At 69.8% G+C, this 23,894-nt stretch carries 22 protein-coding genes and 1 tRNA gene; 14 read left to right on the top strand and 9 right to left on the bottom strand.

Going from position 1 to position 23,894, the window contains the following annotated elements; all coding sequences use genetic code 11:
• Window positions 1-12: 12 nt before the first annotated feature.
• A complete protein-coding gene (locus AB0N66_RS12130) occupies window positions 13-549 on the bottom strand; it encodes an SRPBCC family protein (RefSeq protein WP_365432021.1) in 537 nt (178 codons plus the stop codon).
• A 144-nt stretch (window positions 550-693) separates the two neighbouring features.
• Between AB0N66_RS12130 and AB0N66_RS12125 the strand changes: the two genes are divergently transcribed.
• The 4 genes from AB0N66_RS12125 (at window position 694) to AB0N66_RS12110 (ending at window position 3,955) form a co-directional block, all read left to right on the top strand.
• Window positions 694-1,599 carry a helix-turn-helix transcriptional regulator gene (locus tag AB0N66_RS12125; protein ID WP_365432018.1) on the top strand — a complete coding sequence of 302 codons (906 nt, stop codon included), beginning with the start codon at window positions 694-696 and terminating at the stop codon, window positions 1,597-1,599.
• A 197-nt stretch (window positions 1,600-1,796) separates the two neighbouring features.
• Window positions 1,797-2,780, top strand: a complete 984-nt coding sequence (locus AB0N66_RS12120) for a hypothetical protein (protein WP_365432015.1) — start codon at window positions 1,797-1,799, stop codon at window positions 2,778-2,780.
• Window positions 2,781-2,857: 77 nt separating this feature from the next.
• Entirely contained in the window at window positions 2,858-3,235 is a 378-nt protein-coding gene (locus AB0N66_RS12115) for a hypothetical protein (protein ID WP_365432012.1), read from the top strand.
• Window positions 3,236-3,346: 111 nt separating this feature from the next.
• Window positions 3,347-3,955 (top strand): DJ-1/PfpI family protein, encoded by a 609-nt coding sequence (locus tag AB0N66_RS12110; protein ID WP_365432009.1) that lies wholly within the window; start codon window positions 3,347-3,349, stop codon window positions 3,953-3,955.
• Window positions 3,956-4,105: 150 nt separating this feature from the next.
• Here AB0N66_RS12110 and AB0N66_RS12105 read toward each other — a convergent pair whose 3' ends face one another.
• Window positions 4,106-5,557 carry an amidase gene (locus AB0N66_RS12105; RefSeq protein WP_365432006.1) on the bottom strand — a complete coding sequence of 484 codons (1,452 nt, stop codon included), beginning with the start codon at window positions 5,555-5,557 and terminating at the stop codon, window positions 4,106-4,108.
• A 236-nt stretch (window positions 5,558-5,793) separates the two neighbouring features.
• A complete protein-coding gene (locus AB0N66_RS12100; RefSeq protein ID WP_365432003.1) occupies window positions 5,794-6,474 on the bottom strand; it encodes a response regulator transcription factor in 681 nt (226 codons plus the stop codon).
• Between the two features lie 569 nt (window positions 6,475-7,043).
• Between AB0N66_RS12100 and AB0N66_RS12095 the strand changes: the two genes are divergently transcribed.
• Window positions 7,044-7,631, top strand: coding sequence for an NAD(P)H-dependent oxidoreductase (locus AB0N66_RS12095; RefSeq protein WP_365432000.1), 588 nt, complete (start codon window positions 7,044-7,046; stop codon window positions 7,629-7,631).
• Window positions 7,632-7,725: 94 nt separating this feature from the next.
• Here AB0N66_RS12095 and AB0N66_RS12090 read toward each other — a convergent pair.
• The 3 genes from AB0N66_RS12090 to AB0N66_RS12080 form a co-directional block, all read right to left on the bottom strand.
• A tRNA-Arg gene (locus AB0N66_RS12090) sits at window positions 7,726-7,801 on the bottom strand.
• 217 nt (window positions 7,802-8,018) lie between these two features.
• Window positions 8,019-9,713: an IclR family transcriptional regulator C-terminal domain-containing protein gene (locus AB0N66_RS12085; RefSeq protein WP_365432719.1), complete on the bottom strand. Its 1,695-nt coding sequence runs from the start codon at window positions 9,711-9,713 to the stop codon at window positions 8,019-8,021.
• Between the two features lie 283 nt (window positions 9,714-9,996).
• Window positions 9,997-11,271, bottom strand: coding sequence for a M6 family metalloprotease domain-containing protein (locus AB0N66_RS12080; RefSeq protein ID WP_365431997.1), 1,275 nt, complete (start codon window positions 11,269-11,271; stop codon window positions 9,997-9,999).
• 274 nt (window positions 11,272-11,545) lie between these two features.
• On the opposite strand from AB0N66_RS12080, the gene AB0N66_RS12075 reads away from it, so the two are divergent.
• Window positions 11,546-12,190 carry a helix-turn-helix domain-containing protein gene (locus AB0N66_RS12075; protein WP_365431994.1) on the top strand — a complete coding sequence of 215 codons (645 nt, stop codon included), beginning with the start codon at window positions 11,546-11,548 and terminating at the stop codon, window positions 12,188-12,190.
• A 369-nt stretch (window positions 12,191-12,559) separates the two neighbouring features.
• On the top strand, window positions 12,560-14,107 hold the full coding sequence (locus AB0N66_RS12070) for an MFS transporter (protein WP_365431991.1): 1,548 nt from the start codon (window positions 12,560-12,562) through the stop codon (window positions 14,105-14,107).
• A 315-nt stretch (window positions 14,108-14,422) separates the two neighbouring features.
• On the opposite strand, the gene AB0N66_RS12065 is transcribed toward AB0N66_RS12070, so the two are convergent.
• Window positions 14,423-14,926, bottom strand: a complete 504-nt coding sequence (locus AB0N66_RS12065; RefSeq protein ID WP_365431989.1) for a MarR family transcriptional regulator — start codon at window positions 14,924-14,926, stop codon at window positions 14,423-14,425.
• Window positions 14,927-15,129: 203 nt separating this feature from the next.
• On the opposite strand from AB0N66_RS12065, the gene AB0N66_RS12060 reads away from it, so the two are divergent.
• Window positions 15,130-15,897, top strand: a complete 768-nt coding sequence (locus tag AB0N66_RS12060; RefSeq protein WP_365432716.1) for a class III extradiol ring-cleavage dioxygenase — start codon at window positions 15,130-15,132, stop codon at window positions 15,895-15,897.
• A 38-nt stretch (window positions 15,898-15,935) separates the two neighbouring features.
• On the opposite strand, the gene AB0N66_RS12055 is transcribed toward AB0N66_RS12060, so the two are convergent.
• Complete coding sequence (locus AB0N66_RS12055) at window positions 15,936-16,454, bottom strand: N-acetyltransferase family protein (protein ID WP_365431986.1); 519 nt, start codon at window positions 16,452-16,454, stop codon at window positions 15,936-15,938.
• A gap of 172 nt (window positions 16,455-16,626) precedes the next feature.
• On the opposite strand from AB0N66_RS12055, the gene AB0N66_RS12050 reads away from it, so the two are divergent.
• The 6 genes from AB0N66_RS12050 (at window position 16,627) to AB0N66_RS12025 (ending at window position 22,598) form a co-directional block, all read left to right on the top strand.
• The gene (locus AB0N66_RS12050; protein ID WP_365431983.1) at window positions 16,627-17,625 is read left to right on the top strand and encodes a sigma-70 family RNA polymerase sigma factor; all 999 of its coding nucleotides are present in this window, start codon (window positions 16,627-16,629) and stop codon (window positions 17,623-17,625) included.
• Between the two features lie 458 nt (window positions 17,626-18,083).
• Window positions 18,084-18,926, top strand: coding sequence for a TetR family transcriptional regulator (locus tag AB0N66_RS12045; protein ID WP_365431980.1), 843 nt, complete (start codon window positions 18,084-18,086; stop codon window positions 18,924-18,926).
• A 340-nt stretch (window positions 18,927-19,266) separates the two neighbouring features.
• Window positions 19,267-19,785, top strand: a complete 519-nt coding sequence (locus AB0N66_RS12040; protein ID WP_365431977.1) for a hypothetical protein — start codon at window positions 19,267-19,269, stop codon at window positions 19,783-19,785.
• Between the two features lie 98 nt (window positions 19,786-19,883).
• Window positions 19,884-20,732, top strand: a complete 849-nt coding sequence (locus AB0N66_RS12035) for a DUF4097 family beta strand repeat-containing protein (RefSeq protein WP_365431974.1) — start codon at window positions 19,884-19,886, stop codon at window positions 20,730-20,732.
• An 82-nt stretch (window positions 20,733-20,814) separates the two neighbouring features.
• A complete protein-coding gene (locus AB0N66_RS12030) occupies window positions 20,815-21,810 on the top strand; it encodes an ATP-binding cassette domain-containing protein (protein ID WP_365432713.1) in 996 nt (331 codons plus the stop codon).
• Complete coding sequence (locus tag AB0N66_RS12025) at window positions 21,807-22,598, top strand: ABC transporter permease (RefSeq protein WP_365431971.1); 792 nt, start codon at window positions 21,807-21,809, stop codon at window positions 22,596-22,598. Before AB0N66_RS12030 ends, AB0N66_RS12025 begins: the two co-directional genes overlap by 4 nt.
• Window positions 22,599-22,818: 220 nt before the next feature.
• Here the strand turns inward: AB0N66_RS12025 and AB0N66_RS12020 are convergent, their stop codons facing one another.
• Complete coding sequence (locus AB0N66_RS12020) at window positions 22,819-23,805, bottom strand: YafY family protein (RefSeq protein WP_365431968.1); 987 nt, start codon at window positions 23,803-23,805, stop codon at window positions 22,819-22,821.
• Window positions 23,806-23,894: the final 89 nt, after the last annotated feature.

Raw genomic sequence — 23,894 nt, 5'->3', positions numbered from 1 at the left:
GAGCTGGGGTGATCAGTGGGTATCGCGTCCGGCGATCCACTCCGCAAGCGCGAGCAGAGTGGACTCCGCGCTTGCGGCCATGTGGTCGCGCAAGGCGTGGACGTCTTCGAGCGTGTCGCCCAGGACCGGATCGGTACGCAGCAACCGCCACGACTGCTGCACGACGCTGCCGCTGCCCTGCTCGCGCAAGTGCCAGTCCCAGCGCACGATGCCGTGGTCGGCTCCACCGACGACGAAGGCGAACGCGGTGCCTGGATCAGCTCGCACCACCTCGGAGTGGGTGACCCATTCGCGCCCGTCCCGGCGGTTGCGGCCACTGAACCGGGCGCCGACCCAAGGACCTTCGCCCGGCGCGTAGTTCACCTCGCTGGCGCTCGGGCTCCATGTCTCGATCAGTGACACGTCGCTGACGAGTCGGTAGACGGAATCCGGCGTTGCGTCGACCCAGCACCGCCGGGTGAAGGCGAAGGGAGTCAGATCGATCCCTGCGAGGGGGTGTGGTGAGTCGGGAGCGGTGGTTGGGACGGTCGTCGGGGCGCTGGTGCTCATGGACTCTTGCCGGCTGCGGTACGTACGAATACGAAGGGGCATGCGGCTCATCGTGGGGTCCGGGGCCGGGGTGAGCCAGACCCTGCGGATCCCTACCCCGGCGGGGTCAGGCGCGGATCGTCGGCGGTGCGCATACTCGGCAACATGAACAAGCACGGGCACCTCGCCGACTTCCTCCAGGCACGCCGGGGCCAACTGCGGCCCGAAGACGTCGGGTTGCGGACGTACGGCGAGCGGCGCCGGGTGCCGGGGCTGCGGCGGGAGGAGCTCGCGATGCTGGCGGGCATCAGCGCGCCCTACTACACCCGCCTGGAGCAGGGCCAGTCGCACAACGCCTCCCGCGAGGTGCTCGACGCCATCGCGAACGCCCTGCGGCTGGACGACTCCGAGCGTGCCCATCTGCACGCCCTGGCCCGTGCGCCGAGACGGCCCAGGCCCGCCGCCGGCCGGCCGCGTCCCGAACGCGTCACCCCGGCAACCAGCGCCCTGCTGTCGGCCATCGAGGGCACACCCGCCATAGTCATCGGCCGCCGCACCGATGTCCTGGCCTGGAACCGGCCAGGTCATGGGCTGTTCGCCGGCCATCTCGATCCGGACAGCCCCGACGACCCGGGCCGACGGCCGAACATGGCCAGGCTGGTGTTCCTCGACGCACACACCCGCGACCTGTACGCCGACTGGCCCGCCAAGGCCCGGGCGGTGGTGGGCAATCTGCGCCTGACCGCCGGCAAGTACCCGGCCGATCCGCTGCTGGCCTCGCTGATCGGCGAACTGACCATGCGCAGCGAGCAGTTCGCCGAGATGTGGGCCGATCACCGGGTTCTGGCCTGCGATGTCGCCGACTACGAGATGCGGCATCCCCTCGTCGGGACGGTGACAGTCACGCAGCAGACACTGCAGAACCCGCAAGGAGACGGCCCGACCCTGGTGGTGGCCACCGCCGCCCCCGGCTCCCCCTCCGCGACCGCCCTGACCCTGCTCGCCCACGCGACCGCGCCCCGGGAAGCGACCCGGCCGCGCCACGGCGCGGAAACCCGCACGACCACCTGACCCGGCCCCTCCCGGCCCCTCCCGGCCCCTCCCGGCCTCTCCCGGCCTCTCCCGGCCTCTCTCGGTCGCCCGAGGGCGCCGACGCGCGAGTATCCGTATCCGCGAAGGCATCCGTTCGAAGGCATCCGTTCGAAGGCGTCCCCTCGACCACGGCACCGCACCGCGGCCGCCGCCTGCCCGAAACCAGCGAAGGAACCATGTCCGTGCCCAAGTCCAAGCGAAGCATCAAGATCATCATGTCGGCCATAGCGGTGGCCGCATCCGCCCTTACGGCGGCCGCCCCGGCCAACGCGCACCCCGCGGGCGAGTCACTGACAGACGTCCGGATCGCCACCCACTTCGACCTGTCCGCGGGCCAGATGCCGGAGAACATCACCCTGCTCCCCGACGGCACGGCAGACGTCACCTTCGCCGCCAGCCGCCAGGTCGCTCAGATCACCCCCCGAGGCGAGACGCGCATCCTGGCGACGCTCCCCGCACCCGCCGACGGCGGCGTCAACACACCAGTCCTCGGCTTTCCCCTGGCCACCGGCATCGTCCACACCTCGGACGGCACGGTGTACGTGCTCTACGCGACCGGCACGTCCGACCTGACGGGCCTGTGGCGGCTGCGCCCCGGACAGCCCCCGCAGCGCATAGCCGCACTCCCCGCCGACGGCCTGCCCAACGGACTGGCCCTGGACGAGCAGAGCAAGCAGCTCTACATCACCGACTCGGTGCTCGGCACCGTATGGACCGTCCCCGTCATCGGCGGCACACCCACCGCATGGTCCACCGCCCCCGAACTCGCCTCGACCGGCTTCCTCGGAGCCAACGGCGCGAAAGTACACGGCGGCGCGCTCTGGGTGACCAACCTCGACAAGGGCACCCTCCTGCGCATACCGATCCACCCCGGAAACCGAGCCGGAGCCCCGCAGGTGCGGGCATCGTCCCTGGTCGGCATCGACGACTTCGCCTTCACCGGCCGAGGCGACGACATCCTCGCCGCCCTCAACGCCCCCAACACAGTCGTACGCATCCACCCCAACGGCAAAACGACCACAGTCCTGGACGCCACCGACGGCCTCCAGAACCCCACCTCCATCGCCCTGCGCGGCAACAACGTCTACGTCCTCAACGCCGCCTACACCACCGCCACCGACCCCAACCTGCTCCGCGCCCGCCTGAGCAGCCGCCGGTAGGCCCTCGATGCGGTCGTGAAACCGCCACCGTCAGCCACTGAACCCGAGACAGAGCGACCAGCGGGCAGGATGGTCTCATGACAAAACTGCCCGCATGGTCGGTCCGTCGTGCCTCCTCTGGTTCGGTGCTGTCGTTGTGGTCCCAGGACTCTGTGTTGTCGATCGGCTCGGTGGGATCGGTGCTGTCGGTGGGGTCCGTCGGATCGGCCTTGTCGGTCGGGTCGATCGGAAGTGCCCTGTCGGTGGGCTCGATCGGGTCCTCCCTGTCGCTGATCTCAGCCGGGTCGTGGCTGAGTACGGGATCGGTGTTGTCCGCGCAGTCGCGGTGGTCGGTGCTGTCCTGGCGCTCCTCTCGCGGTTTCCTGGCCGCGGGAGCGGTAGGGGCAGCGGCCGGAGGCGCCTTGTTGTTGGCCCAGATGCTGCACAAGGCCGAAACAGGTGGCGAAAAAGCCTGATCGGGTTGCGAGGCGGAGGTGAGCCACTCATCGCCAATTGGCCTGTGACCTGGGCACAGCACCCTGAGAAACTGCGGTCCATCGCCGATTGCCGTGCTGTGAGGAGACGCCATGCAGGTAGCCGTGGTCACCTTTGACGGATTCAACGAGCTCGACAGTTTCATCGCATCCGCGCTGATCAACCGGTGCCGTAAGGACGGCTTGGAGGCCTTCATCACGACGCCGACGCCGGTGGTCACCTCGATGAACGGCGTCGAGGTGACCGGTCAGCGCACGATGGAGTTCGTGACCGAAGCCGATGTCGTGCTGATCGGCAGCGGGGTGAAGGCGCGCGAGGTGGTCGCCGACGACCGGCTGATCTCCAGGCTGGCGCTCGACCCTTCGCGGCAGCTGATCGGTGCGCAGTGCTCAGGCGCGCTGGTCCTTGCCCGTCTCGGGCTGCTGGACGGCATGCCGGCCTGCACGGACATGACGAGCCGGCCTTTTGTGGAGGCCCGCAACGTCACGGTGCTGGACGAGCCGTTCCACGCCGAGGGGAACATCGCTACGGCGGGCGGCTGCCTGGCGTCCCAGTACCTCGCCACATGGGTGATCACCCGAACACTCGGGGAGGACGCCGCGCGCGACGTCATCGACTACGTGGCTCCGGTCGGCGAGAACCAGGAAAGCGTCGAGCGTGCCATGCGCGCCGTCCACGCGGGCGAGGTGGTACTGCGCTGAGGCGCTGAAGCCCGCGAATCAGGCCGCCGAACTGTCGCGAGGGTCTCGCGCTCGACTTCGTATGGCGGCTCTCATTCGGAGGATCTCGTCGTGATCCGCACCTCGTGCTCGACGGACAGACACCCAGGCAGTACGTCCTACTTCGGTGCCCTACCTCGGTGCCTGGAAGCCGCCGATCTTCTGCTCGAGCAGTTCGGCCAGCCGCAGCGGGGTGCGGTCCTCGAACATCGGGCCGATGAGCTGCACTCCCACCGGCAGGCCCTCGGGGGAGAGGCCCGTCGGTATGGCGGTGGCGGGCAGGCCGGGCATGGTGGCAAGACCGGCCCAGACGAGCTGGTCGAGGTACGGGTACTCGACGCCGTCGATGTCGATCCGGCGTGTGGTCGAATCCGGGTTGTCGTCGTGTGGGAACGCCGGAGTGGGCGTGATCGGACACACCACGGCGTCGAACTCCGCGAAGAACTGACGCCAGCCCTGGCGGTGGAGCTCGCGACGGTTGTTCGCCTCGGCCCAGTCGCGGTGACTCGACACCAGGCCCCGCAGCCGCGCCGCATCGAGACTCCGGTCGTCAGCGCTCAGTCCGGCGGCGAGGCCTCGCAGTTGCTCGTAGGTCTCGGCGGGAAAGCGTGCACCGACCCCCGCGAACCACAACTGCGTGTAGACCAGCGCCGATTCGGAGAGGCTGGGCAGCAGCGGACTGTGCCGTTCGACACGCGCGCCCCCGTCGGCCAACGCGTCGGCCACGCGCTGCACACCCGCCCGCACGGCGGTCCCGGTCGGAATGAGCGGATGCTCGTCGAGGACCAGGACCCGGAAGTCGCCGAGCCGCTCGTGGCGCGCGGGCGGCAGCCTCAACTCGTACGCCACACCGAGCGTCAGCGGATCCGGTCCGGCCATGACGTCGAGCAGGAGCGTCAGATCGCGGGCGGTGCGCGCCATCGGACCGACGACGGCGAGGTCGGAGGCGACCGGCCAGGCCGGCACGGTGGGCGGGACCGAGCCGCGGGATGCCACCAGTTCGAGCGTCGGCTTGTGCGCGTAGACACCGCAGAAGTGAGCGGGGGTACGCAACGAACCGCCGATGTCGGAGCCGATGGACAACGCGCCGAATCCGGCCGCCAGGGCCGCCGCCGACCCGCCGGAGGATCCACCCGCTGTACGGCCGTGATCCCAGGGGTTGTTGGTGGTGCCGTAGACCTCGTTGAAGCTCTGCACGTCCCGCAGTCCCAGGGGCACGTTGGTCTTGCCGAGCACCACCGCACCGGCGGACTTGAGCCGCGACACCTGCACCGCGTCCTCGGCCGGCCGGAAGTCCCGGTGTTGCGGCATGCCCCAGGTCGTGGGCAGCCCGGCGATGTTGTAGGACTCCTTGACCGTTACCGGAATGCCGAGCAGCGGCAGGTCCTCACCGCGGGCGCGCGCCTGGTCGGCACCACGCGCGGCGTCCCGTGCACGGTCGAAGTCCGGCACACAGATCGCGTTGATCGCTTTGTCGTCCCGCTCGATACGGGCGATCGCCTCGTCGGTCAGTTCCACCGAGGTCACTTCACCGGCACGCAAAGCTGCCGCGAGTTCTTCGGCCGTCCGAAAGTTCCAATCCATGAATCCGACCGTACTGGCCACTGGAAGAAGCCATGAAATACCGCTTCGCACAACGGGTTTGAGGGCTCAATACTCACGATGCCTCTCTCCGGCCAGAGACGATTCGCCCGCCCACACCGCGACGCCGAACTGGACGAGTTCGTTGCCGCCATCGCCACCCGCATCAGCGGCTTCTTTCGCGATGCGTTGACCCGCAGCGCAAGAGAGCCCTGCGCAAGAGAGCGCACCCTGCGGTGTCAGGCCGGGCGCACCAGGCCGGACTCGTAGGCGAACACCACCGCCTGGACCCGGGCGCGGGCACCGATCTTGCCGAGGATGTTGCTGACGTGGGACTTGACGGTGGTCGGGGCGATCGACAGCCGCGCGGCGATCTCCGTGTTGGACCTCCCCGAGGCGACGGCGACCAGTACGTCGCGCTCGCGCTCGGTGAGGGCGTCGAGTCCGACCTCCCGCTCGATGGGGTGACCGGGAGGCTGTTCACGTACAGCGTCGATGAGGGCGCGGGTCAGGCCGGGGGTGATGACGGCGTCTCCGGTGGCGACGATGCGGACGGCCGCGGTCAGTTCGTCCGGGGTGGCGTCCTGGAGGAGGAAGCCGCGGGCTCCGGCGTGCAGGGCGGCGTAGGCGTACTCGTGGAGCCCAGTGGTGGTCAGGACCAGTACGCGCGGCGGGCTGGGGAGGGAAGGGTGGGGGAACGCGGGGCGTCGCGTGATGCGGCGGATGGCATCGATGCCGTCGTTGTCGGGGACGCGGGAGTCCATCAGGACGACGTCCGGGCGGAGTTCCGCGCTCAGGCGGACCGCCTCGAACCCGCCGGCCGCCTCGCCGACGACGGTCAGGTCGGGTTGGGCCGCGAGGAGCATCCGGAAGCCGAGGCGTTGCAGTGCCTGGTCGTGGACGACGAGTACTGAAGTCATGCCGGGTGTTCCTCTCTCGCCCAACTGAACGAAACGGTTTCGTTCACATCGGCAGCGTAACTCCGGTTTCTAGCGAAACGGTATCGTTTCGCTTGTGATGTGGGTCACATTCTGAAGCCTTGGGGCGTCCGCCCGGTGACGGGTCAACCTTGGTGTCATGCGCCGCCACAAGCTCTCCGGCACACACCAGGATCGAAGCGCATCGCAAGCTCCACGGGGGGCAACCTCTTCCCGTCCGCGTGGATGCTCTCGCGCGGCAGCGCGGACTGGAGGCGGTGGGCGGCGAAGGCGACCATCGGCCGACGCGGCACGACCGGAGCCGGGAGGAGTCGGCCATCAGGGTGCCGAGGTCGTCGGGGTCGAAGGTGGAGGCCGCGGTCGAGGACAGGAGCAGTGCCCGGGATGGGTTCGGAGGGTGCTTCCGGGTCGAAGTCGGTTGACCTGAAGCGGACTTGAGGTTCTACGTTCTCGGTACTTCCGCATCTGCGGAACCGTGCACGAACGGCTGGGCCGCCGTTTTTGACCCTGCGCTGCTCTGCCCCCGACCCTCACAGAAACCGAGGACCCCCATGTCCAGCAGCCCCCTCAAGGTGGGCGTCATCATCGGCAGCGTCCGCTCCGGCCGCTTCGCCGACACGGTCGCCGACTGGTTCGTCTCGGAGGCCCGCCGACGCCACGACATGGACGTCGAGGTCATCGACCTCTCGGAGCCGGCCCTTTTGGAGGAACTGAAACTCAGCCTCGACCCCGCGGAGGGCCCGGCGAAGGCACCGCGTCTGGACAGGCGCATCGCGGGCCAGGAGGCATACGTCGTGATCACACCCGAGTACAACCACGGGTACCCCGCCTCGCTGAAGCTCGCCATCGACTACGTCTACAGCGAATGGCGTGCCAAACCGGTGTCCTTCGTCTCCTACGGAGGCCTGGCCGGCGGTCAGCGCGCGGTCGAGCAACTGCGCCAGGTCTTCGCGGAGATGCACGCCGTCACCCTCCGCGACACGTTGAGCTTCCACAACGCCTGGGAGCAGTTCGACGACGAGGGCAAACCGCGCGACCCCGACAACGTCAGCAAAGCGGCCACGGTCCTGTTCGACCAACTCGCCTGGTGGGGCCAGACCCTGCGCGAGGGCCGCGCCAAGCGCCCTTACGAGGCGTGAGAAGCCGTTGGTCCCGCAAACGGCCCCGGACGAGGAGCCCGAGGCCGAATGGGACGCCTCCCCTGGGGAAACCCCAGGTCAGCGGCGTACTGCATGGTGCCCCCGGCAGGATTCGAACCTGCGACACCCGCTTTAGGAGAGCGGTGCTCTATCCCCTGAGCTACGAAGGCGGGGCCTTGCGTGAAACGCGGAGGATGACTCTGAGTGAGAGGTCAGCCAGGTCTCTGCAAGGTCTGTGCTGCCGCTAAGGGCAGCTTCGGACAGGGTAGCGGATGCGGGCTGGGTGGTGGGGCGGCTGGGGTCGGGGCAGGTGGTCGCCTGGTTCTCCTCCGAAGTCGGCCCACTTTGGTTACCTCCGAAGTCGGCCCACTTGCTTCCCCGCCGAGCTCAGCCCACCGGCACCCGCCTGAAGCGCCCCGCGACTCGCAGGTCCGCCTCGATTCGTCCGGCCGTGGCGTGGAGTTCGGGGAGGATGTCGTGGACGCACTCCTCGGCGGTACGGCGGCTGCTGTGCAGGGCGACGTTCACCGCGGCGGCGACCCGCCCGCCGTGCTCGCGCACCGGGACGGCGATGGACCGCAGTCCCTCCTCCAACTCCTCGTCGGCCAGGGAGTATCCGGCTTCCCGTACGCGGTCCAGTTCGGCCAGCAGCTGTTTTGGATCGGTGATCGTACGAGGGGTCAGCCGGAGCAGTTCCGGAAGGTGCGGGTCGGGGAGGTCGGCGAGCAGGACGCGGCCCAGTGAGGTCGCGTACGCGGGCAGCCGGCTGCCGACGGTGATGTTGACGCTCATCACGCGGCTGGTGGCGACGCGGGCCGCGTACTGGATCTCGTCGCCGGTCAGCACCGCGAGCGACGTCGATTCGTGCAGCCGGTGCGAGAGTTCGGCGAGGTGGGGGAGGGCGATGTCGGGGAGCGAGGTCCGGGACAGCGGAGGGAAGCCGAGGCCCAGGACGCGCGGGGTGAGCCGGAAGACTCGGCCGTGCGTGGTGACGTAACCGAGGTGTTCCAGGGTGATCAGGGCGCGCCGGGCGGTGGCGCGGGCGAGGCCGGTCGCCTGGGCGACCTCGGTGAGGGTCAGTTCGGCGCGGCCCTCGCCGAAGGAGGTGATCACGGTCAGTCCGCGCGCCAGTGATTCGATGAACTCCCGGCCCAGTTCCTGCTTGGAGGCGCCGGTCCAGGTGGCGAGGCCGGAGGGGGTGCCCGGTTCGGCGGCGGCCGGGGCCACGCGCAGCTCCCGTTCCATCGCGGCCACGGCCGCCCGCAGCCGAGGCAGCAGGGTGTCCCGTAGGTCGGCCGCGGTGTGCCGGCTGGTGTGACTCACCACGCTCACCACACAGGCGATGCGCCCCGCTTCCCGCACCGGCATGGAAAGGGCGACGAGCCCGGGCTCGATCAGCTGGTCGTCGAGCGCCCAGCCGTCCTTGTGGGCCTCGTCCGTACGCGCCTCGAAGTCGTCGCCGACGGTGGTGACCCGGCCGGGCGGGGCAGGCCGGGCCGCACGATCACGGTCCGCGGACGCGCGGGGCCCGGACGCGTGTGGCCCGGACGTGCGGGGCCCGGACGGGGCGTCGGCGAACGGTCGGCTCCGTGCCGGTACGGCCGGAAAGCCCCGGTCCTCCGGGTCGGCGGCCCGGCGTTCGCGCCACCGCGCCCACTCCGTCGCGCCCCACTCGGTGGCGAACAGCGGGCCGGGGGCGGTGCGCTCGGCGGGGAGCAGGTCGCCGATGCGGAAGCTCAGGGACATGGCGCGGCGCCGGGTCGCCTGGTGGATGAAGCGGATGCCGTCCCGGTCGCCGACCGCGAGGGACACCGACTCGTCGAGTTCGTCGGCGAGGGCGTCGGCGTGCGCGTCCAGGAGGCGGGGGAGGCGGAGGGCGCCGAGGTAGGCGTTGCCGAGTTCCATCAGACGCGGGGCGAGTACGGCGTCCCGGCCGTCGAGTCGTACGTACCCCATGCGCGCGAGCGTCGCCGTGATCCGGTCGACGGTGGAACGCGCGAGCCCGGTGGCCCGCTCAAGGCCGCTGAGACTGGACACTCCGTCGGCCTCTGTCAGCCGCCGCAGTACGGCGATACCGCGCATGAGGGGCGCCACGGCCTCGGTGGGCACGGCGGTCCCGGTCAACACGGCCCCGCGTCCGCGTCCGCTTCCGTCCTCGGTCTCGTCCTCCGGGGCCGGCACGACGTTCAATGGCATGGGCTCTCCGTTTGCGGCTCTCAGAAGAGACTCAGAAGAGACTTCAGATCAGAAGAGACTCAGATCGGAAGAGGCTCAGAAGAGACACGGTAGTGCTTGCCCGGCCACCTCAGCAGGTTCTGAGCTCGTCCTCAGCAGGTCACTGCCCCCACCGGCAGGCCCGGCCGGTTCAGCGTCGGGTCACGTACACCCGGTAGTTCCCCGCGAGATCCACTCCCGACACCGTGATCACGACGCCGGTCCTGGGGTCCTTGAAGGACTCGCCGGGGGCGAAGGGCGCGTCGGAGAGTTCCGCGTGGACGTTGGGGGAGCGGGTGCAGCCGCCGCTGTCGCGGTGGGAGTCGTACACGGTGATGGGGCCGTTGCCGGTGTCGACGTTCGCGTCGACCTTGTAGATGAGGATGCCGGGACGGCAGACGGCGAGGTCGTTGCCGTCCCGGGTGCGCAGTTCGAAGGCGTACCCGGTCTTGGTGCCGGTCGGTACGAAGACGAGTTTGGCGCCGCCTGCCTTGGCCAGCGGGGTGAGGGTGTACTCCGTGGTGCCGGACGAGGCCGCGCAGCCGACCTGCGTCTCGTCGAGCCAGCCGAGCTTCCACTTGTGCCAGCCGAGCAGATCGTTGCCGGCCCCCCAGTCCTCGCTCATGATGTCCCAGTGCCCGACCGAGCCCCCGCCGTCCTGCGTGTAGAGGTCGGGCAGGCCGAAGGTGTGGCCGTTCTCGTGGGGGAGTACCCGGTATCCCGTCTCGTCGTAGGAGCCGGAACCGTCGTCCTGGCGGCTGTAGACGAAGGACGCGTTGGCGACCGAGACGCCGTCCGCGATCGGCGCCTCGGTGTTGCCGGCGAAGGTCACGGACAGGACGGTGTCCAGGGCGGAGGGCCCGGCGTTCGGCGTGACCAGCACGTTCAGGAGGTCGTACGAACGGAAGTCCACGGTCGGGTCGGCGGCGGCCACGATGTCCTGGACCAGTTCGCGGTACCCGGGGTCGAAGGGCGCGCCGCGCTCTATGCCGTACGCCTTGAACGGCTTGGGCATCCGCAGCCAGTGCCGTACGGGCGTCTCGGGACGGTAGTCGAGGCGGCCGTAGGAGCCGGTTTTGAACCATTCCTGGGTCTGCGGGAAGAACTCCGCGAGGCGGTCGAGCGCGCTGCCCTGGCCGGGCGCGTCGGAGAAGTCGACCATCAGCGTGAGGGCGCGGACGGTGCCGGTGGAGCGGGCGTACCCGGGTGGCGTCGGGATGCCCTCGCCCATCTGTACGCCCAGCGCGCCGTTGATCATGCAGGGACCGAGCGCCGTGGAGCGGGCCAGCGCGATGGAGCCCGCCGTCGTGGAGCTCGCCGTCAGATGTCCGGTGCCGGCGGAGGTGCTGACCGCCAGTGTCAGAACGGCCACCGAGGCGAGCGCGACCACGCGGCGCGGGCGTATCCGACGGCTGGTCGGCTGCATACGGGAGCCCTTCGCTCGACGGCAGCCGCCGGTCACCGACTGCGCCCTTTCGATCACCCTGTGGTGAGGGGTGCGCGGGCGCGCGCTGGATGAGCCCGATCGTGGGTTTCTTGCCGGAGTGGATGTGACTCAGGTCACACCGAAGGCGGGAAATAACCGGGGATCGTTTCCCCGTTTAGTCAGGTGTCCGAGCGAAGCGGGGAGCGATTCCCCGGATCGCCAACCCGGCCGTCATCTACGCAAGCGGCCGTCAACTACCTACGAGGAGTACGCCGTGGAGACCGCAACCCGCGTGCCGCGCCGAGTGCCCCGGCCGCGCGCCGATGCCCTGCGTAACCGGGAGCGGATCGTCGGCGCCGCCCAGGAGATGTTCATCGAGTTCGGCCCCGAGGTGCCGTTCGACGAGATCGCCCGCCGGGCCGGCGTCGGCAACGCCACGGTGTACCGCAACTTCCCGGACCGCGACGCACTGGTGCGGGAGGTCGTCTGCACGGTCATGGACCGTACGGCCGAGAATGCCGAGCTGGCGCTCGCCGAGAGCGGCGACGCGTTCGAGGCGCTGAGCCGCTTCGTGCACGCCTCCGTCGATGAGCGGGTCGGCGCGCTGTGCCCGATGCTCTCCGGCAACTTCGACTCGAACCATCCGGATCTGCTCGCCTCACGCGAACGGATCGAGGCGCTGGTCGAGGTGATGATGGAACGCGCCCGCGCGGCCGGCCAGTTGCGCACCGACGTCACCGTGGCAGACCTGATGGTCACCGTCACTCAGCTCAGCCGACCCCTGCCCGGTACGGTATGCGAGGGCTTCGACCGCTTCGTGCACCGTCATCTGCAGCTGTTCGTGGACGGACTGCGGGCACCGGCCCGCTCCGAGCTGCCGGGTACGGCCGCGACCGTGGAGGAGCTGCGACGAGGGTGATCGATGGCGGGGCCGAACTCAGACCCATGACGGGGGCTGAACTCAGACCCTGACGGGGCTGAACTCAGCTCCACGACGGGGCTGAACTCGGACCCATGACAGGCCTTGTGGCAGGCCTCATGGCGGGATCGATGACCTGACCGGTCAGTCCCGCGCGAAGCGCCAGTCATAACCAGGCGAAACGAACGCCACTCAGAACTCGCACGACGCCAGACAGACACTCGCACAACGAACGCCATACGGAACTCGCTCAACCCTTTCAGGCCGTCACCGTCGACGAGCCGTCCCCTTTCCCTTTCCTTCCGTCCTGTCTCCTCTCTCACCTCTCATCGTCTTTTTTCGCTACGAAGTCCCGGAGTGGGTAGCCCCATGTCTGAAACAGGAAGTTTGACAGCAATGTCCGACGCCAAAGCGGCACATTCCAACCGCTGGAAAGCGCTCAGCTTCATCGCGCTCGCCCAGCTGATGGTCGTCCTCGACGCGACCATCGTGAACATCGCGCTGCCCTCCGCCCAGCAGGACCTGGGGATATCGGACGGCAACCGGCAGTGGGTCATCACGGCCTATGCCCTCGCCTTCGGTGGCCTGCTGCTCTTCGGCGGACGTATCGCCGACCTGTGGGGCCGCAAGCGCACCTTTGTCGCCGGTCTGATCGGCTTCGCCGGCGCGTCCGCCATCGGTGGCGCGGCGACCAACGAGGCGATGATGCTCGGTGCCCGCGCCCTGCAGGGTGCGTTCGGCGCGCTGCTCGCGCCCGCCGCGCTCTCGCTGCTCGCGGTGATGTTCACGGAGCCCAAGGAGCGCGCCAAGGCGTTCGGCATCTACGGTGCGATCGCCGGTGGTGGCGGCGCCGTGGGCTTCATCCTCGGCGGTGTCCTCACCGAGTACCTCGACTGGCGCTGGACGTTCTTCGTGAACATTCCGTTCGCGATCATCGCCGCCCTGGGCGCGTACTTCGTCATCCGTGAGCCGGCCGGCGGCCGCAACCGCTCGCCGCTCGACATCCCCGGCGTCGTCCTCTCCGTCCTCGGTCTGGTCACGCTCGTCTACGCCTTCACCCGCGCCGAGTCCGACGGCTGGGGCGACTCCGTGACGGTCGGCCTCTTCGTCGCCTCCGCGGTGCTGCTCGCCGCGTTCGCCATCACCGAGTCCAGGGTCAAGGCCCCGCTGCTGCCCCTGCGTGTCGTCACCGAGCGCAACCGTGGCGGCGTCTATCTCTCGCTCGGCCTCGCGATCATCGCGATGTTCGGCCTGTTCCTCTTCCTGACCTACTACCTGCAGATCGTGAAGGGCTACTCGCCGGTCAAGACCGGCTTCTCCTTCCTGCCGATGATCGCGGGCATGATGGTGGGCTCCACGCAGATCGGCACCCGCCTGATGACCCGGGTCGCGCCGCGCCTGCTGATGGGCCCGGGCTTCCTGGTTGCCGCGGTCGGCATGCTGTTCCTGACCCAGCTGGAGATCGGCTCCTCGTACGCCGCCGTGATCCTGCCGGGCATGGTGCTGCTCGGTCTCGGCATGGGTACGGCCTTCATGCCCGCCATGTCCCTGGCCACGTTCGGCATCGAGCCGCGTGACGCCGGTGTCGCCTCCGCGATGGTCAACACCTCGCAGCAGGTGGGCGGCGCGATCGGTACGGCCCTGCTGAACACGATCGCCGCCTCGGCGACGACCGCGTACATCAAGGACCACATCGGCGGCGCCGGTTCCCAGGCCCAGCAGCAGCTGGTCCAGCTGGAGGGCCAGGTGCACGGCTACACCAACGCGATCTGGTTCGCCGTCGGCATCCTCGTGGTCGCCGCGACGGTCGCCGTGACCTTCATCAACACCGGCCGTCCGGACCTCACGTCGGCCTCCGGTGCCGGTGCGGGCGAAGGCGCCGAGGACGAGCTGAAGGTCCCGGTGATCGCCCACTGACGCCGGCTGTTCGTACCCCGTAGTACCCCGGGTACTTCGTACTTCGCGTACGGGCGAGGGGTGGGGACGCCTCGTCCGTACGAGTCCCAGGGTCCGCCCCGGTTCCGAGCACAGTGGAGCCGGGGCGGACCCGCGTCCGGATCGGGGTGCGCGAAAAGCGTCCGCGTCCGGGCCGGGGTGTGCGCGGGGCGTACCCGCGTCCAGGCCGTGGAGCGCGAAAGCGTCGGCGTCCGGTGCCGGCCCAAGGGCGCGCCGGCACCCGGCCCTGTCGGGCCAGAGCTCCCCACGAGAGAGCCCTAGGTTCCGGACAGGGCCCTAGCGCAGCCAGGGCAGATCGGCGCCCGCGTCCTTGGGCTGGAGCCCCTCGGCGATGATGCGCATGGCCTCGCCGAGGGCCTTCTGCTGGTCGGGGGAGAGCCGGTCGAAGAGGGCCTGGCGTACGGCGGCGACGTGGCCGGGCGCGGTCCGGCTCAGGACCTCGTAGCCGTCGTCCGTCAGGACCGCGAACTGCCCCCGCTTGTCGGAGGGACAGTCCTCGCGCCGCACCCAGCCGTTCTTCTCCAGGCGAGCGATCGCATGGGAGAGACGGGACCGGGTGATCTTCGCGTTCATGGCCAGCTCGGTCATCCGCAGCCGCCTGTGCGGCGACTCGGCGAGCTGTACGAGCAGTCCGTAGTAGACGTGCGGCATGCCCGCGTCCCGCTGGAGCTGTCGGTCGAGATGGTCCTCCAGGAGCGTGGAGGCGTGCATGTACGCACGCCACGTGCGCTGTTCCTCGTCAGTGAGCCAGCGCGTCTCTTGAGCGGATGCCGTGTTCATGTACTCCACTGTACGAGCCCCTTCTTGAAAATTAAACAAACCGGGACTATGGTGAGGTGTTGATATTGAGAGTTCAAGTATCGATCCTTCGGGCTGTGTGATCGAAGCAGTGTGATCGAACCCCGTGGGAGGGAGCCGCCGCCATGTCTGACGTCACGTCCGTCACGTCCGTTGCGACCGAGGGGCGCACCTCGCGGGAGCGCATGCCCGCCCTCTATCTCAGTCATGGTGCCCCGCCCCTCGCCGAAGACCCGGTCTGGCCCGGCCAGCTCGCCGCCTGGTCCGCCGACCTGCCGCGCCCCAAGGCGATCCTCATGGTCTCCGCCCACTGGGAAGAGGCCCCCCTCGCCCTCGGCGCGGTCGAGACGGTCCCTCTCGTATACGACTTCTGGGGCTTCCCCCAGCACTTCTACCAGGTGCGGTACGAGGCTCCCGGCGCCCCGCAGCTCGCCGAGTCCGTACGGAAACTGCTGCGCGCGCCCGGCATCCCGGTGCAGGACATCCCGGACCGCGGACTCGACCATGGCGCGTACGTCCCGCTGGTGGAGATGTTCCCCGAGGCCGACATCCCGGTCCTGCAGATCTCCATGCCGACCCTCGACCCGGTCCGGCTGATGGACATCGGCAGGAAGCTGGCGCCGCTTCGCGACGAGGGCGTCCTGATCGTGGGCTCCGGCTTCTTCACGCACAACCTCGCGGCCCTGCGGCACACCGGCGGCGGTGTGCCGTCCTGGTCGAGCGAGTTCGACGACTGGGGCCACCGCGCGCTGGACGCCGGTGACGTGGACGCGCTGCTCGACTTCGAGCGAAAGTCCCCGGCGGGCCGGCTCGCCCACCCGCGCACCGAGCACTTCGCGCCCCTCTTCGTGACGATGGGCGCGGCGGACGCGGTCGGTGAGCTGGACGGGCAGAAGTCCGTGATCGACGGTTTCTGGCTGGGGATGGCGAAGCGGTCGGTGCAGTTCGGCTGAGCTGCTTGACTAGTCGTGGCCCAGCCGTGCCTGCCGGGTCACAGCTCCTTCTCGTACCAGGCCACGTCCCAGTAGCGGCCGAACTTGCGGCCCACCTCCCGGTACGTGCCGATGTGCCGGAACCCGAAGCGTTCGTGCAGCCGCGCGGACGCTTCGTTGGGCAGCGCTATGCCCGCGTAGGCGCGATGCAGGTCCTCGTTCGCCAGGGCCTCGAAGAGGGCCTTGTAGAGGAGGGTGCCGATGCCGCGGCCGGCCGCGTCGGGGGCGAGGTAGATGGTGACCTCGACCGAGGTGGCGTACGCGGGCTTGGGGCGGTGGGGGCTGCTGGTGGCGTACCCAAGAGTTGCCTGTGAGTCCGCGTCCGTGGCAACCATCAGGCGGTGCGGTCCGTCTTCAGGGTGGGAGAGCAGCCACGAACGACGCTCTTCCGCAGTGAAGACAGCGGTATCGAATGTGATGGGCGTCTCACGCACATAGTGGTTGTAGATGGCCGTGAGGGCATCGAGGTCACCCTCGAATCCTGGCCTGACCTGCACTTCTGTACGTTCTGGCGTCATCTGGTACCTCTCTGTGGCGGGACAGGGTACTGCATGATCAGAAAAATCGAGGGGCGGGTTGGGAATTCTGTCCGGATTCCAGTCGTTGTTTCCATCGGATGCAGGGCACCCGGGAGGGTGAGCCCAAAGTGTCCGGACCGACCCGCAAGCCCACCATCGCAAGGGAGCACGCATGGCAACCCGTGCCGTCGCCCGTCGTAAGTCCGCCTCCGGCGAGACCAGCGGCGCGGCGCGCAGTGTTCGCGTCGTAGGCGGCGAGATCGCCGACCGCGACCTGGTCGGCATGTACCTCGACGAGATCGCGCGTACGCCGCTGCTCGACGCCGCCAAGGAAGTAGAGCTGTCTCAGACCATCGAGGCGGGTGTGTTCGCTCGGCAGATCCTCGAAGGCGGGGAGCAGGCCGAGGCGGACGCGTCCCGCGAGGAGCTGGAGGCGCTGGTCGCCGAGGGCGAGCGGGCCAAGGACGTCTTCATCCGCTCGAACCTGCGCCTTGTCGTCGCCGTGGCCCGGCGCTATCCGCGCAGCGGCCTGCCCCTGCTCGACCTGATCCAGGAGGGCAACGCCGGCCTGGTGCGCGCGGTCGAGAAGTTCGACTACCGCAAGGGCTTCAAGTTCTCCACGTACGCGACGTGGTGGATCCGCCAGGCCATCACCCGCTCCATCGCGGACCAGTCGCGCACGATCCGCCTCCCCGTCCACCTGGTCGAGGAGCTGGGCCGGATCCGGCGCGTGCAGCGCGAGTTCAACCGCGAGCACGGGCGGGAGCCGGAGCACGCCGAGATCGCCACCGAGCTCGCTTCCACACCGGAGCGCGTGGCGGACGTGCTGGACTGGGCCCGCGACCCGGTCTCGCTGAACATGGCGGTGGATGACAACGGCGACACCCAGTTCGGTGACCTGCTTGAAGACACCTCCGCGGTCTCTCCCGAGCAGTCGGTGATGACGCTGCTGCGCAGCGAGGAGCTGGACGACCTGATCGGTCGCCTCGACCAGCGCACGGCCTCGATCATCAAGATGCGGTACGGCATCGAGGACGGCCGGGAGCGCACGCTCACGGAGGTTGGCAAGGAGCACGGCCTCACGCGAGAGCGCATCCGCCAGATAGAGAAGCACGCGCTGCTCGAACTGAAGAAGCTGGCACGCGACACCGGGTTCGAGTCGGCGGCGTAAGCCCGGCCCGCCCGGCGCTTCGTTACCGACAGATGTCGGCCACAACCCGACCGGACATGGCCGTGTAACGCCGCTTCAAGTTGCTGGGCTCTGGGAACAAGACTTCAGAGCCCAGGGTTAGGCCCCAGGGTCCCGGGCATACGTCCGAGACCCTCCCCAAGCCGAGTCCCGACGCACACCCCCCCCGCGCCGGGACTCATCCAGAGCCGAGCTCCGGCGCCTCCCCCCCCCTGGCGCCGGGGCTCGGCTCCATTTTGTCTGTGGGGGCGGACAGCGAGGCTCGTGTGGGTCCTGCCGGGCGGGAGGGGCGCGGAAGGCCCGTGTGCCGCGCGTGGGAGGCTGTTTCCCGGCAGGTCGCCTGACGTGTTCCGGGCAGGTCGTTTGACGGGCCACCCCGAACCTGAACCCCGGGGTGACCCGAATGGCAGATTGTGCCACAGAGGCATAACCTGCCGTTCGTGACCGGTACCGAGCGGGTGGCCCGGGCCGCCGCGGACGCGGCGGCCTCGGTGGCTTCGGCCACCGGCGGTCCGGTGTCCGAGGACCGTCCGGCCCGTGTCCCTGTCCGCCGGGCGTCCGACGACCGCACCGCCCCGAGATCCTCGCCCGATGGGCACGGTCCCTCGCTGATCGAGCGGCGCAAGGCCGCCACCCGCATGGAGATCTCCCGGGCCGCCGCCGGGCTCTTCATGCGCAATGGCCTACGCGCCACCCGCGCCGAGGACATCGCCCGCGCCGCCGGCATCGCCCCGCGCACCTTCTACCGCTACTTCGCGAGCAAGGAGGAGTCCCTCGGCCCCCTCTTCGCCGCGGGCGCCGAGAAATGGGCCGAGACGGTCCGCGACGCCCCGGCCCACCTGACCGTCCCCGAGGCCCTCCATCACGCGGTCGTCCAGACGATGACACCCGGCGTCGGGGTGCGGGCGGAGTCCCTGCAGTGGGTCCGCTCCCTGCTCCGGCTGGCCGAGGGAAGCCCGGCCCTGCTGAGGGTGTGGGGCGAGGCGTGCCACAACGGGGAGCGGACGCTGGCGGAGGTGCTGGCGGCGCGGACCCCCACGGCGCCGGAGGCGGCGGTCCCGCCTTCCGCGGGTGCACCCGCGCCCGGCTCGCAGCCGGCCGGCGGCCCCTCGCCGCTCTCCCTCGAACTCCGGCTCAGCGCCGCCCTGGCCAGCGCGGCGGTACGCGTCGCGGTGGAGGAGTGGGCCGCCGGCGACGACCCGGCGGACGGACCGGCCGGGCCCGTCGCGCTCGCGGTGCGCAACCTCAGTTCCCTTCGCGACTTTCCGTGGCACACGGGCTGAGCGACGAACTGACCGTGGCACACGGGCTGAGCGACGAACTGACCGCCGGGGGCTCGGCGTCGTACCCCTTGGGGCATCACCTGGCGCCGTACGGCACCTCACGCCACCACATGCCGCCACGTGGCGTCAGGGTGGCACCCGCTTGGCGCCATCTGGTGTCACCCAGAGCCGTACGGCGCCATCCCGCGCCCCCAAAAACGCGTGAGCGCGCACGGCGCCACAATCGCTCAGGTCGGTGCCAATATGTTTTCGCAGGTCAGGATGGATATGACAGTCAACTGCCCCAGAGATGCCACCTCCCTGCTTGCGTGTGGCGCCATTGTGGTGCCATGATGGCGTCATGGACCTCACCCCGTATGTCGACACCCTCCGCCGCGAACTCGCGGTGGCTGCCGAAGCCGGCGGCGACGAAGCCCGTGAGCTGGCGGAGAGGCTCACCGCTCCCCTGGAGTCGGCGACCCGGCTGATCATGCTCAATGTGCTCTCCGCCGCGACGGACGAGATCACCCGCGAGCTCGCCCCCGGCTCGGTCGACGTACGGCTGCGGGGACTCGACCCCGACTTCGTGGTGACACTGCCGCCCACCGACGGCGCTGCCCCCGCGGAGCCGGCCGAGGCCGTCGAAGCGATCAAGGCCCCGGCCCCGGCCGACGGCGACGAGGGCGGCACCGCCCGCGTGAACCTGCGCCTGCCGGCCCACCTCAAGACCCGCGCCGAAGAGGCCGCGACCCGCGAGGGCCTGTCGGTCAACGCGTGGCTGGTGCGCGCGGTGTCGGCCGCGGTCGACGGCGGCACCCGACCGCGTACGACGGAGAAGACCCGGACCGTCGGACAGAGCATCACGGGCTGGGTGCGCTAGCCGCGCCCCGCCCACACCACTTCATCACCCACACGACTTCACCCACACCACGTCCCACCAGCGGGGACGCCCTGAAGACCCAAGAGGACGGGACAGCCATGCCTACTTTCGACACTCCCGAACCGATCTCGGCCACGGCGCATGTGGAAGCCGGTTCCATCCAGTTCACCGCGGGCGACCGACTCGACACCGTCGTCGAGGTGCGGCCCCGCGACCCGAAGAAGGACCTGGACGTGCGAGCGGCGGACCAGACCGAGGTCGCGTACGTGGGCGGCGTACTGACGCTCAGGACGCCCAAGCCCAATCTGCTCGGCCTCGGCCGCACCGGCACCGTCGACGTGACGGTCGAACTGCCCACCGGCTCGCGCATCGACATGACCGGCGCCTGGGTCCAGGTGCTCGGCGAGGGCCGGCTCGGCGAGGTCCGCGTGAAGACCTCGTCCGGCGACGTCCGCCTAGACACCACCGGCCCGCTGCAGCTGACCGCGTCGCACGGCTCGATCACCGTGGACCGGGTCGAGGGCATGGCCGAGATCACCACCAGCTCCGGCAGCCTGCGCGTCGGCCTCGTCGACGGCCCCGCCGTCCTGAAGAACTCGCACGGCACCACGACCGTCGGCGCCGCGACCGGCGAGCTGCGGGTGCGCGGCTCCAACGGTGACATCGAGATCCGCCGCGCCGAGGACTCGGTCACCGCCACCACCGCCCACGGCACCCTGCGCGTGGACGAAGTGGCCCGCGGCACCGTCCAGTTGGAGACCTCCTACGGCGCCATCGACATCGGCGTCCGCGAGGGCACGGCCGCCTGGCTCGACGTCCACTCGGACTCCGGGGTGGTGCGCAACACGCTCACCGCGTCCGAGCCCCCGGAGAAGAGCGAGGACACCGTCAAGATCCGCGCCCGCACCCGGTTCGGCAACGTCGACGTCCGCCGCGCCAAGGCCTGACCCCAGCAGAACAGGCCTCAACTCACCCACCGCCCCAGCCACTTCAGCCTTCGAACGGGAGGGTCCCATGCCTTCTTCTGTCATGCCCACGTCCAGGCGGGGCGACGGTCACCCGTCACCGGCCGCCGTCTCCACCGTCGGTCTGCGCAAGTCGTACGGCGACAAGACCGTCCTCGACGGCATCGACCTGCGCATTCCGGCCGGGTCCGTGTTCGCGCTGCTCGGGCCGAACGGCGCGGGCAAGACCACCGTCGTGAAGATCCTCTCCACCCTTATCGGCGCCGACGGCGGGCAGGCCCAGGTCGCGGGCCACGATGTCGCCACGGCACCGGACGGGGTGCGTGCCGCGATCGGCGTCACCGGGCAGTTCTCCGCAGTCGACGGCCTGATCACCGGCGAGGAGAACATGCTCCTCATGGCGGACCTGCACCACCTGTCCAAGCGCGAGGGGCGGCGGGTCACCGCTGAACTCCTTGAGCGCTTCGACCTCACCGAGGCCGCGAAGAAGCCCGCCTCCACCTACTCCGGCGGCATGAAGCGCCGCCTCGACCTCGCCATGACGCTGGTCGGCAACCCGCGGATCATCTTCCTCGACGAGCCGACCACCGGCCTCGACCCGCGCAGCCGCCACAACATGTGGGGGATCATCCGCGAGCTGGTCTCCGACGGCGTCACCGTCTTCCTCACCACCCAGTACCTGGAAGAGGCCGACGAACTCGCCGACCGCATCGCCGTGTTGAACGGCGGCAAGATCGCCGCCGAGGGCAGCGCCGAGGAGCTGAAGCGGCTCATCCCCGGCGGACACGTCCGGCTCCGCTTCACCGACCCGGCCGCCTACCAGTCAGCCGCCTCCGCCCTGCGCGAGGCCACCCGCGACGACGAGGCGCTCTCTCTGGCCATCCCCAGCGACGGCAGCCAGCGCGAACTGCGCGCCATCCTCGACTGGCTGGACTCGGCCGGCATCGAGGCGGACGAGCTGACCGTGCACACCCCCGACCTCGACGACGTGTTCTTCGCCCTCACCAGCCCCACCACCGTCACCGACGCCCCCAACAAGCCCAAGGAGAACGTCCGATGAGCGCCCTCTCCCTCGCCGTCCGCGACTCGAACACGATGCTGCGCCGCAACCTGCTGCACGCCCGGCGCTACCCGTCCCTCACCCTGAACCTGCTGCTCACGCCCGTCATGCTGCTACTGCTCTTCGTCTACATCTTCGGCGATGTGATGAGCGCCGGCATCGGTGGCGGCGGGGCGGACCGGTCCGAGTACATCGCGTATCTCGTCCCCGGCATCCTGATGATGACCATCGGCGGTACCACGATCGGCACCGCTGTGTCCGTCTCCATGGACATGTCCGAGGGCATCATCGCCCGCTTCCGGACGCTGGCGATCCATCGCGGGTCGGTGCTCATCGGGCACGTCATCGGCAGCGTGCTGCAGTGCGTCGCCAGCGTGGTCCTCGTCGGCGCCGTCGGCGTGGCCATCGGGTTCCGGTCCACGGATGCCACGGTCCTGGAGTGGCTCGCGGCGTTCGGGCTGCTCGTGCTGTTCGCCCTGGCGCTCACCTGGATCGCGGTCGGGATGGGCCTGATCAGCCCGAACGCCGAGGCGGCCAGCAACAACGCGCTGCCGCTGATCTTCCTGCCGCTCATCTCCAGCGCCTTCGTCCCGATCGACGCGATGCCGGGCTGGTTCCAGCCCGTCGCCGAGTACCAGCCGTTCACCCCGGCCATCGAGACCCTGCGTGGCCTGCTGCTCGGCACCGAGATCGGCCACAACGGATGGCTCGCGATCGCCTGGTGCCTCGCGCTGACCGTGCTGGGCTACTTCTGGTCGAAAGCGTCCTTCAACCGCGACCCGAAGTAACCGCCATGACAGTGCGGGCTGCCTCCCGCAACCCGTCCCGCTCCAGGGCGGCGTACGCCGACACCGCGTCGGAGTCGCCGCCCTGTCTGCGTACGCGGTCCTGGCAGCGTTTCCGGCGGACCCGACCGCCTGCCGGGCGCGGGTCCGCCCACATCGTCGGCGCCGGCCCACGTACTCGCCGCGAGTCCCGTACGGCAGCCACCACGCGGTCTGATTCCCTCTAGCCCCCAGTGGTCCCCGGCCCCTCCCCGCCCGCCGCCCGAGTCAACCGCGCCCCCACCTCCCTTAGACACCCCGCGAGTTCCGCCGGCGCCCGCACCGTGAACTCGCAGTCGACCATCGCGAGGCGCATCGCCAGCCACTCCACGGTGTCCCCGGCGGAGGAACGCAGCCGGCAGCTGTGGTCGTCGACCGGCTCGGGTGTGCCGAGCGAGGCGGGCAGTCGCTTGGCGACGAACGCGGCGGGCGCGGCGAAGGTGACGTCGAAGTCGTACGTCTCATGACGCTGGTACATCGACTGCCGCAGATACTCCGCCGCATTCCCCGTCGGCAGCTCGCGCGGAGCGAAGCGGGTCCCGGTCGCGAAGGGCTCGGCGACCCGGTCGACGCGGAACGTACGCCAGTCCTCGCGGTCGAGGTCGTACGCGACGAGATACCAGCGGCGGCCGGTGGAGACGAGCCGGTACGGCTCGGTCAGCCTCCGCGACGGTGTCCCGTCCTTGGCGCGGTAAGCGAACCGCAGCCGCTCCCGGCCGGCCACGGTCGAGGCCATCACGGTCAGCGTCTCGGGCGCGATACTCGCCCCGTCCCCGCTGGTCAGCGGGGTGGTCGCCGCCTGCAAGGTGGACACCCGATGCCGCAGCCGGGACGGCAGCACCTGCTCCAGTTTGGCGAGGGCTCGTACGGAGGCCTCCTCCACGCCCTCGACCGCGTGCCCGGCGCCGGCCCGCAGCCCCACCGCGATCGCCACCGCCTCCTCGTCGTCGAGGACGAGGGGCGGCATCGCCTTCCCCGCCACCAGCCGGTACCCGCCGTCGGAGCCCTTGGTCGCCTGCACCGGATAGCCCAGTTCGCGGAGCCGGTCGATGTCCCGCCGGACGGTACGACGGGATACTCCGAGCCGCTCGGACAGCTCACCGCCGGGCCACTCGCGGGTCTGGAGGAGGGAGAGGAGCTGGAGAAGCCTGGCCGGCGTATCCGTGGTCATGTCCGAGCCCCCGTCGTCACGTCGTTGCTTCCGTCGTCATGTTTCTCAGAGTGCCGCACAACTAGGACACGATCTGACCTAATCGAGAC

Source organism: Streptomyces sp. NPDC093544 (assembly GCF_040683495.1).
In the GTDB taxonomy this organism is placed as follows: Bacteria; Actinomycetota; Actinomycetes; order Streptomycetales; family Streptomycetaceae; genus Streptomyces.
The sequence above is the reverse complement of the archived record's forward strand: the minus strand, read 5'-3'. Positions and strand labels throughout refer to the sequence as shown.